This window comes from Falsiroseomonas oryzae (genome assembly GCF_027856955.1).
In the GTDB taxonomy this organism is placed as follows: Bacteria; Pseudomonadota; Alphaproteobacteria; order Acetobacterales; family Acetobacteraceae; genus Falsiroseomonas; species Falsiroseomonas oryzae.
On sequence record NZ_JAPSMD010000986.1, the window covers coordinates 1 to 621 of the forward strand.

Sequence of the window (621 nt, forward strand, 5' to 3'; positions counted from 1 at the left end):
CACCGGGCGCTCCGCCGCCTCGGCGGGCTGCGTCACGATGGGCGCCGCCCGCCCGCCATCGCCGAGCATCGCGTAGAGCGAGACCATCCCGCGCAGCGTCATCCCCGCCCCGCCGAGGGCCAGCGGCAGCGAGGGCTCCGCGCCGGCCGGCAGCCGCGGCGGCGCACCGGACGCCTTGAGCAGCGCGGCGAAGCGGATCGGCCCGACCTCGTGCAGCAGCGCCACCGCCGGCAGGTTCAGCGACTGGCGCAGCGCATCGGCCGCGGTCACGCGCCCGGCGAAGCCGCGGTCGAAATTCTCCGGCGCATAGGCGCCGTAGCGCAGCGGCAGGTCGGCCAGCACGCTGTCCGGCCGCGCCACGCCCTGCTCGAAGGCGGCGGCGTAGAGGAAGGGCTTCAGCGCGGAGCCGGGCGAGCGCACCGCGCGCGTCAGGTCCAGCATGCCGGCGCGCGAAGCCTCGCCGAAGGCGCCGGCGACCAGCACGCGCGTCTCCCGCGTCGCGATGTCGGCGATCACCATCGCCAGCGCCGCGCGCTCCGGCAGGTCGCGCAGCGCGTCGAAGGCGAGCCGTTCCGCCGCGCGCTGCAGGTCGCGGTCGAGCGTGGTCGCGATCCGCGCGCC

General features: G+C 77.6%; 1 protein-coding gene. It reads right to left on the bottom strand.

Annotated features, from left to right (window positions below; all coding sequences use genetic code 11):
- A partial coding sequence (locus tag OZN99_RS33100; RefSeq protein WP_270939402.1) for a penicillin-binding transpeptidase domain-containing protein occupies nt 1–621 on the bottom strand: 621 nt, incomplete at both ends.